Origin of the sequence: Alkalibaculum sporogenes, assembly GCF_009362815.1 — a bacterium.
Classification (GTDB): domain Bacteria; phylum Bacillota; class Clostridia; order Eubacteriales; family Alkalibacteraceae; genus Alkalibaculum_A; species Alkalibaculum_A sporogenes.
The window spans coordinates 1-10,118 of record NZ_WHNX01000055.1 but is presented as its reverse complement, the minus strand read 5'-3'; the positions used below and the strand labels follow the sequence as shown (position 1 = coordinate 10,118).

The 10,118-nt window shown below is 33.9% G+C and carries 6 protein-coding genes; 3 read left to right on the top strand and 3 right to left on the bottom strand.

Annotation, left to right across the window (positions count from 1 at the left end; translation table 11 throughout):
- Positions 1 to 607 precede the first annotated feature (607 nt).
- Entirely contained in the window at positions 608 to 3,304 is a 2,697-nt protein-coding gene (locus tag GC105_RS16100; RefSeq protein WP_193708460.1) for an ATP-binding protein, read from the top strand.
- 88 nt (positions 3,305 to 3,392) lie between these two features.
- The gene (locus GC105_RS16095; RefSeq protein WP_152806878.1) at positions 3,393 to 3,608 is read left to right on the top strand and encodes a hypothetical protein; all 216 of its coding nucleotides are present in this window, start codon (positions 3,393 to 3,395) and stop codon (positions 3,606 to 3,608) included.
- 143 nt (positions 3,609 to 3,751) lie between these two features.
- On the opposite strand, the gene GC105_RS16090 is transcribed toward GC105_RS16095, so the two are convergent.
- The 3 genes from GC105_RS16090 to GC105_RS16080 form a co-directional block, all read right to left on the bottom strand.
- The gene (locus GC105_RS16090) at positions 3,752 to 5,212 is read right to left on the bottom strand and encodes a glycoside hydrolase family 1 protein (RefSeq protein ID WP_152806876.1); all 1,461 of its coding nucleotides are present in this window, start codon (positions 5,210 to 5,212) and stop codon (positions 3,752 to 3,754) included.
- Between the two features lie 32 nt (positions 5,213 to 5,244).
- Positions 5,245 to 7,098, bottom strand: a complete 1,854-nt coding sequence (locus tag GC105_RS16085; RefSeq protein ID WP_152806874.1) for a beta-glucoside-specific PTS transporter subunit IIABC — start codon at positions 7,096 to 7,098, stop codon at positions 5,245 to 5,247.
- A gap of 165 nt (positions 7,099 to 7,263) precedes the next feature.
- Positions 7,264 to 8,085, bottom strand: a complete 822-nt coding sequence (locus GC105_RS16080; RefSeq protein WP_152806872.1) for a PRD domain-containing protein — start codon at positions 8,083 to 8,085, stop codon at positions 7,264 to 7,266.
- A 1,206-nt stretch (positions 8,086 to 9,291) separates the two neighbouring features.
- Between GC105_RS16080 and GC105_RS16075 the strand changes: the two genes are divergently transcribed.
- Positions 9,292 to 9,957 carry a transposase gene (locus tag GC105_RS16075; protein WP_193708459.1) on the top strand — a complete coding sequence of 222 codons (666 nt, stop codon included), beginning with the start codon at positions 9,292 to 9,294 and terminating at the stop codon, positions 9,955 to 9,957.
- The last annotated feature ends 161 nt before the right edge of the window (positions 9,958 to 10,118 follow it).

The following is a 10,118-nucleotide window of genomic DNA, read 5'->3' as shown; positions in this document are numbered from 1 at the left end:
TTGGAGAAAGTATTCAGGAGCCGGATACGGCAAACGTAAGTCCGGTTCTGTGAGAGCAAAGAAACAGGATTAATTACCCTGTTTCTAGCTACTCGATCGTAGTGGTGGGTATGGTATTAGGTGAGATTAATACATGTGTATATACTTAAAAGAGGCAATCAAAGTTCGCCTCTAAGTAAAATGACTGCCAGTCAGATTGATGTCAGCGTAGGGTACAACTGTGTTCTCCCAATACATGTTCCGCATTTTACAAGGGTTTCAACATTGTATAGAAATACTGGCCTGTAAAAATAGAACATAATCAGACTTATTTACCTAATTATAGTAGGAATGATAAATAAAATTTGAAGACTATTTTGAAGAATTCTTACTCACACCATACTCACCTCCACCACGCGTAGGGGAGAACTGCGTTCTCCTAATACCTCAATACACCCATCCCAGCCGTTTGTCCTTCTGGTATATAGATCGCTCGCTTATCAACTTTATTAAAAATGATATAATATTTTTCATTTTACTGTTAATTAGTTTATATTAACATGTCGAAGATATGATATATTATAGAAAGTGTTATACGTACAAATTTCTTAAAAAGAGGGATTATATAATGAAACATATCATGACTAAGTCAGTGAAACCTTCAATAATTAGCCAAAACAACATCATTTGTGAGGTTAATAATGAGTTTATACAACTTTCAGGTTATTTGAAACACGAGCTTATAGGAAAAACATTAACTGAACTTAGCAAAATGATAAGAATTAGCTCCCAAATTTGTTTTGAAGATATTAAAAAAAGAGCAACCTGTTATATGTTTACAAAGGAACGTGAACCAAGGGAAGTAACAATTACTTTCGATGATTTTAACTTAAATGAAAAAACATATATTATTAGTGAAGTGATAAATTCTAGGTTAGAAGACGCTCTTCCAGTTGTAAACCGACTTATGTCTGATAATGAAAACGGAACAGCAATATATAGCAGTAATAATGTAATAATCTTAAATCTAAATCAAAATTATCTAAATTTGCAATATGGAAGATCCATAAAAATAGAAGATTTCATAAGTAGACCCATACAAGACGTATACCATGAAGAAAATGGGCGTGACTTTACCCTGGAATTATCAAAAGTATTAAAAGATGGGAAGTCTATTTATAAAAAAGAGATGAAATATCAACACTCTCAAAGAGGAGATACTTACTATAATAGCTCGCTAATACCAGTATTTAAAAATGGAAAGATTAAACTAATTGTTCATAGTGTATCGGATGTAACAGAATTTGTATTAAACAGGATCCTTGTGACAAAACAAAGACAAGAGCTGAATTCCATCATTCAAAGCATGTCAGATGGGCTATATTTAGTAGATAAAGATTATAAATTTACTTTATTAAACCGTGGTAGCAAAGAATTTTTGTATGAGCCAGACTCCATAAAGACATTAAAAGATGCACTAAAAAATGCACAATACTTCGATTCTGACGGCAAATTATTAGAGATTAAGGATACTGTCTCGTATAAAGTTTTAAATGGTGAGAATATTAAAAACTCTCGAATTAAAGTTAAGAGACCTGATGGAATATTTTATTTTAGTGTAAGTGGTAGTTCCATTTATGATGAAAATGGAGATATAGAGAAAGCTATTATATGTACTCGTGATATTACAGAACAGGAAAGTAGAGAAGAACTAATTAAAGTACAGAATGAGAAATTAAAAATAATTATGGATAATATGTCTGATGAATTGATGATTTGTGATCAGAATGGGCATTATACGATGTTAAACAAAACATTTAGAAAAAATGCTTACTTGGATAATAATGAATTATCAGTTTCGTTAGACCATAATGAAGTTGAACATTTTGATATAGAAGGGAAAATGATACCCCTTGAAGACTTTCCTTCAAAACGAGTTGCAAAAGGTGAAAAAATTTGCGGATATAGAATGGATGCGAAAAGGGGTAATGTCACAATACATAAAGAAGTAAATGGCACTCCCATCTATGATAGTAAAGGAGATTTTATAGCCGGTATAATCATCAGTCGTGATATCGGTGATAGGTTAAAAAGTGAAGAGAATTTATTGAAAAAAGTTCAAGGTGAGTTACTAACTAGAACAGTTGAAAATCTTAATCTAGCATATATAACTGCCTCATACCCAGATTTTATAATCACATATATGAACAGTCAAGCTCTTAGAAATTTAAAGGGAATTAATGATCAGGTATCTACTAAAAATGTATCTGATATAATAGGAACGAGCTATCTTGAATATTTTATGTTTAATAGAGATGAAATAGACAAAGTAAAAAACAGCTTAAATGATTTAACAGATAAGAAGGGAAACGCCTATTACTTTTTTAGACATTTCATTTTTAAAGGAAAAGATCTTTTTATTAAAGTTATGTTTCAACCGATGTATGATGTGAACAAAGATGTTTACCAAATAGTTATTATTTCAATAGACCTGACGGAGCAAATTGTGGCCAAAAATGAATTGGAAAAAGCTCTTATCACTCAAGATGAAATATTCGCTAATATCTCACACGAACTCAAGACCCCACTCAATGTAATTTTTACTGCAAATCAGTTGACAGAATACAATTTGAAAAATAGTTCCCTGGAAGATCATGAAAAAAGTGAGATGCATAGAAATATTAACTTGATCAAACAGAATTGTTACAGATTTATGAAGCTAATCAATAATATTGTAGATTTATCTAAATTAGATTCTGGTTTTTTTAAGATAAATCTAAGTAATGAAAATATAGTTGAAGTTATTGAAAATATTGTTGAATCAGTTGTTGAATATACGAATGAAAAGGGATTACAAATTCTTTTTGATACAGACATCGAAGAAAAGATACTTGCTTGTGATCCAAACAAGCTTGAGAGAATATTATTAAACCTTATATCTAATGCCATTAAGTTTTCTAATCCAGGGAGTGAAATATTTGTAGGTATTATAGATAAAGGACAATCTGTTGAGATATCTGTTAAGGATACAGGAGTTGGAATAGATGAAAAACATTTGAGTACAATCTTTGAAAGGTTTCATCAAATAGATAAAACACTTGCTCGAAATGCAGAGGGAAGTGGGATTGGTTTATCACTAGTGAAATCCATTGTAGATTTGCATGGTGGTAAGATAAGTGTTGATAGCCAGGTTGGTAAAGGTAGTATCTTTAAGGTTGAACTTCCTGTCAAGCTTATCGATCAGACAATCCTTCTTGAGAAATCCGAACAAGGTAGAGATAGAGTAGAAATGATAAAAATTGAGTTTTCTGATATCTACCACTAAAAAAATATTGATAGAAGAGATTTTATAGGGGCAAAATCAATCATTCCTGCTTTTGTAAAGGAATGTAGTGATGTAGTTTGGGTTGGAGATGAAGAAACTGAAAAATGTAAAAGAAAATAAGGAAGAAGCTATTAATTGTGATACGGTAGTACTTTCTTTAAGCGTACGTGCGGATAGTCAATATATAGAAATCTATGAAGATTGTGTATTTGATGTAATAGCAATTGGAGACTGCAATACAAGACAAGTAACCTTGTATAACGCTGCTCATACTGGTTATGCAGCAAGAACCATAAATTATTAGCTTTGCCGTCCTCATTCGTATGGGAGAACTGAGTTCTCGCGATATACTCATACCAATAACCACATAGGGGAGAACTGAGTTCTCCCGATTCAATCTACTTGACACAGCAGAATATATAATTTTTTTTTATAATAGAATAATTATTAGTCAAAAACTGTTCTGCCATTAGTTTTTATAATATCTTTATACCAATAGAAAGAATTCTTTTTATACCTTTTTTTAGAACCATTTCCATAATCATCTTGGTCGACATATATGAAGCCATATCTTTTGGACATCTCTGATTTTGATGAACTAATTATATCAATTGGACCCCACATAGTGTATCCCAAAATATTTACTCCATCTTTTATTGCTAATCCCATCTGTTGAATGTGCTGTTTCAAGAAATCAATTCTGTATGGATCATCAACAGTTCCATCTGAGTTTAATACATCATGAAATCCGGAACTGTTTTCAAGAATAAATATTGGAATCTCATACTTGTTGTATATATGATTTAATGTAACTCTCAAACCAACTGGATCAATCTGCCATCCCCAGTCATTCGCGGGCAAGTGTGGATTTTTATAAACACTATGAACGTTACCGTTTGTCAATTCAATGTTTACATCATCCGCACTGGATATCATAGAATTATAATAGGATGATCCTATAAAATCAGCGTTATTACTTTTAATAATTTTAAAATCTTCATCTGTCATTGAAAGGTTAATATTATTATCTTTAAAATAAGTCAAAGCATAATAAGGATAATTCCCTTTAACCATTACATGAAGATAAAAATCATTTTTCATTTGATCATCCTGTTGTGCTTTAAGTGTATCTTCCGGCTTACATGTATGTGGATATGTCGTAAAATAAGCTACCATGCTTCCAATCTTATTTTTGGGGTCTATCCTGTGAGCTATTTCAGTTACACTTGACGCTGCTACAAACTGATGATGAAGACCTTGAAAAAGCATCTCTTCAAAATTACTTTGCCCTTCATTAATTATACCTAGTGTTTTAGCACCTGCTTTTATGCTCATGTTTATTTCATTAAATGTCACCCAATATCTAACTTTACCTTTATACCTTTCAAACAATACTTCACAGTATTTCTTATAAAGTTCAATTAGTTTCCTATTATACCATCCACCGTATTTCTCTATCAATACAATAGGCATATCAAAATGAGATATCGTAATTAATGGTTCAATTTGATGCTTTAAGCACTCGTCAATTATGTTGTCATAAAATTCTAGAGCTTTTTCATTTGGTTTTTCGTCATTTCCGTTTGGGAAAACCCTAGCCCATGAAATTGAATATCTAAATACCTTGAAACCTATTTCAGCAAATAGAGCTATATCATCTTTATATGTTTCATAAAAGTTTATCCCTCTTCTTTTAGGATACATAATAGTGTCTTTATCACCTTTTGCTTCTTTTATTACTTCCCATGTTATATTAGGTTGCTTTGTTACTTTCCTATTATCTGTAGGATTAAATCTCATGACATCAGGTATTGTAAGTGTCTTCTCTTCTTTATCATACGCACCCTCTGCTTGACAAGCAGAAAGTGCACCACCCCATAGGAATTCATTTGGAAAAATATCATTCATGATTATACTCCTTTGTTTATGCTAAAGTGATCTTAAGCAAATATTTTTAGTAGATCTTCATTATATGTGATATTATCACCGCTTACTCTTATTACATCCAAATAGTCTCCACTATTTGTAATAACAATTGGCGTTATAGTATCGTATCCTTCTTTTTGTATTTCATTAATATCAAATTCAATAAGCAAGTCTCCCTTATTAATTTTTTGATTTTTTTCAACTTTCGTTACAAAATGCTTGCCTGCTAAATTTACTGTATCTATACCTATATGTATCAACACCTCTACGCCGTCATTAGACTTTAGTCCAATTGCATGCTTTGTATTAAATAGAGAAAGAACCTCACCATCAAATGGCGCATATACTTTCCCTTCTTCTGGAACAATTGCAACCCCTTTGCCAACTATATTTTGTGAAAAAGTCTTATCATCTACTTCTAGTAAATCCTTAACAATTCCTTTAAGCGGACTTTTAATTACCAGCTGTTTACCATTGCCTTTATTAATTCCAATTACCTGATTTGAAATATTATCTTCTTTTATACCTATAACCACAGTAAATACAAATGCCAATACCACTGCCATTACTAAACCAATTACCATAAAGATAAAATTATTCGCTTCATATGTTGGTAATGCTAATATACCTGGCAAAGCAAGAGCAGTACCTCTTGCATTTACTAGACTAAAAAAACCACTGACTAGTCCTGCTGAAGCACATGCAGCGAAGAAAGGTCTCTTGTATTTGAGATTGACCCCATAAATCGCTGGTTCTGTTATCCCAAACGCGGCAGTTATAGCACTTGAACCAGCTGCAGATTTCATTGTCTTATCTTTTGTTAAATAGAATACTGCAAAAGCTGAACCGGCCTGTGCCAGATTAGCAGCAAGTGCACTAGGCAGCAAAACAGATGCACCAGTAGCAGATAGTTGCTGAATTTGCATAGGCATAATTGAGTAATGCATTCCAAACATAACCAAAATTGGTCTAAAAAATCCTAGTATAGCTCCAGCAAAAATTCCAGTTGTAGCAAATAAAAAGTCAATTCCGTCCACCAACCAATTTCCAATATAAGACCCGATCGGTCCAAGAACTATTAATTGTAGCGGAACCATTATAAATAAAACAATCATCGGTGTTAATAGTACTTGTAAAAATTCCGGAATAACTCTATCTACAAATCTGTAAACATAGCTTAAAATCCAAACAGATAAAATTATTGGAATAACTGATGATGAATATTGAACCAATAAAATCGGCAACCCTAAAAAGCTAATCATATCAATACCAGTCGTCGATATAGCCTTTGCATCATCAAGTATTGCTGGATGCATATATGCACCTGCCAAGGCTATTGCTAAAAATTCATTAGTATTGAATTTCCTAGCCGCACTTACTGCCAAGAAGAAAGGCATAAAGTAAAATATTAGATTACCTATCATGCGTAATATTTCTACAAATCCAGAACTTGGATCAACCCATCCTAAATTTGTAACAATTACAACAAAAGCTGTTATCATACCACATCCAACAAGCGGTGGCAGCAAAGGAACAAATATACCTGCTATTGTCTCAATTACAGTAGTAAGTGGATTCTTTTCTTTTATTTTTTTATTACCAGTTGATGAATCCATTCTATTTAAACCTTCAGTTTTAATAACTGCTGCATAAACTTTACCAACTTTACCACCAATAACAATCTGCATTTGCCCACCTTTATATTGAGCTTTCAATACCCCCTCTAACTGATCAAGCTTTTTTATATCTGCTTTCTCATTGTCTTTTAAAACTAACCTCAATCTAGTTGCACAATGAGTTATATCTGAAATGTTCTTTATACCGCCAACCAAATTGACTATTTCTCGTGCCATATTATTAATGTTCATTCATTAACCTCCTATTTAATTCAAGTACCATTTATCAGTACTTATATCTATTTTTCAAATGTTGTGTCCGGATCACAACATAAAAAAACCAAAACAATACACATAGTGATAGCTTTGGTCATGCCTGATCGAGTCAGTAACAATCCAGTCGATATTATAAAATTTTTATGATGCCAATCTGTGAATATGTAACACTAAATATAGTTTCTCGTCTATGCTACAATTCCAATCGTAATTCTTATTTAAGAATTTTTCAATTTTTTCTACACAGTTTACTTCTTTTGGATACTTATCCTTAACAAAGTTATATATGCTTTCATTCTCATTATTAAAAGATTTATTATTAATCTGTCTATATGCGAAATATTTTATATGAGTTGCAAACCTTGTAAAGTCATGAGTTGACTCATCAAAATCCATATTTAAATTATACTTTATTATTGATAAGATTTCGCCGATGATTTTTGTGATTTTTGTAATTTCTTTCATATCTTCAATGTTTAATTGTGCGTTAACAAAATGTAATGCTATCAGAGTGCTTTCAGACTGGGGTAGCTCGATCCCTGTTCTATTATAAATGATTTCAATAGCTCTTCTACCAACTTCAACTTCTTTAGGGTAAATACTTTTTATCTCCCACTCAAGAGGATTTCTGATCATTTCTCCTTCTTTCGTTCTCTGGATAGCATAACTAATATGGTCAGATAATAGCAGTATAATATTCTGACTTAACTCTTTATTCAATATCTCTCGGCCTATTTGAATTATTTCTTCAGCCAGACAAATATCTTCTATAGGGATGTCATTCAAGATGTCAAACATTTTTATATTTTTAGGTGACACATAAATTTTTTCTATTACATCATTGTTATCCAACTCGTATGGAGTTTTTCTAAATCCTAGTCCTTTACCAACAACGAACAACTCTTGACCTTTTTCATTGATTGCTATAGCAACATTGTTATTTACCTTTTTGATAACTTTCATATAATCACCTCCATAAAAAAAGACCAAAAACTTTTCACGTTTCTGGTCATGCCTGCCGCGCAGTAACAATCCTATGAGGCAATGATAACATTTACATTCTTCATTGTCAATATTAAATTCTTAATTCATATGGATTTTATTCGGAACTAACTTAGATGTCAATGTCAGTTGAAGTATTTAAATATGTTAAAAAATAATTACTAAATAGTGATCATCCAAATAAAAATTATTTGACCGATTTAAGTGATTGGATTGTATACAAAAGTCAATTAACCACCATATACCCACCACCGCTATTAAATTTGAGCATCACCACCATCACCACATACCCACCAACTATACCTAGAATCATAAAACAATTTAAAGGCTCTATAACCAAAAAACTATACACGAGCATATGGTAAAAATCATACTATGACCATATCATACGTGACGAACGAGATTACTAAATTAGAAATAAATTATAAATATATAAACGAAAACCCTGCAAAATGGCTCTTTGATGAATACTACTAAACGTTTTAATATCGGGCGAACACAGTTCGCCACTACGCAAACCCCCGAACTGTGTTCGACTGTAAACGAGTTCGAATGCCCCAGCCATACCCACCCCCACTGTATGGGGGAACTGCGTTCTCCAGTAATACCGCCATACCAACCAACCGCGCCGCAACCATCCCCACGTATGGGAGAACTGCGTTTTCGCGTAATACCGCCATACCAACTAACCGCGCCGCAACCATCCCCACGTATGGGAGAACTACGTTTTCCCGTAATACCACCATACCAACCAACCGCGCCGTAACCATCCCCGCGTAGGGGAGAACTGAGTTCTCCAGTAATACCGCCATACCAACCAACCGCGCCGCAACCATCCCCACGTATGGGAGAACTGCGTTTTCGCGTAATACCGCCATACCAACCAACTGCGCTGCAACCATCCCTGCGTAGGGGAGAACTGTGTTCTCCCGTAATACCACCATACCAACCAACCGCGCCGCAACCATCCCTGCGTAGGGGAGAACTGAGTTTTCGCGTAATACCGCTATACCAACCAACTGCGCTGCAACCATCCCCGCGTAGGGGAGAACTGTGTTCTCCCGATTCACTAAATATGACTATCAATACATTACAAAACCATCCCTTTCCATGTTATAATAAAAAAATATACTGATAATATGTGCATAATTATTCCCTTTCATTAACTTGAAAACTCGAGGTGGTAAAATGCATTCCAAACGCAAAAATATCCGATTGCAAAATTATGACTACAGCCAAAACGGCGCATACTTTATAACTCTATGTACAAAGGATAAGCAACATTTACTAGGTAGAATCAAAGAAACCCATAAGAATCCACAAATTATATTAAATAATATAGGCAAATTAGTTGCTGAAGAAATAAACGATCTATCAAATATATACGATACAGTATCAGTTGATAATTTTGTTATCATGCCCAACCATATACACATAATCATAATAATCGAGGACCATCATACCGGACGAACACAGTTCATCCCTACGAAAAACACGCCAAACGTGCCAAACGGCAGTAGCGGCGAACTGAGTTCGCCAACCCAAGAGCCAAGCACCCCAAACGGCGGTAGCGGCGAACTGAGTTCGCCAACCCAAGAGCTAAGCACCCCAAACAGCGGTAGCGGCGAACTGAGTTCGCCTATCACCACCAACCCACCAACCATTCCTAGAATCATAAAACAATTTAAAGGCTCCATAACCAAAAAACTACACACGAGCATATGGCAAAAATCATACTATGACCATATCATACGTGACGAACGAGATTACCAAATTCGAAATAAATATATAAACGAAAACCCTGCAAAATGGCTCTTTGATGAATACTACTAAACGCTTTAATATAGGACGAACACAGTTCGTCCCTAGTTTGCGAGGCATGATACCGAGCTGAAGGTTTGAAAGAAAACCTGCCACCTAGCTAATGGGAAGGCAAGCTGTAAGCAAGGGCGTTTGTGGCGACACAAGGGTCTGAAGGAAGCTGATGGCGGTTA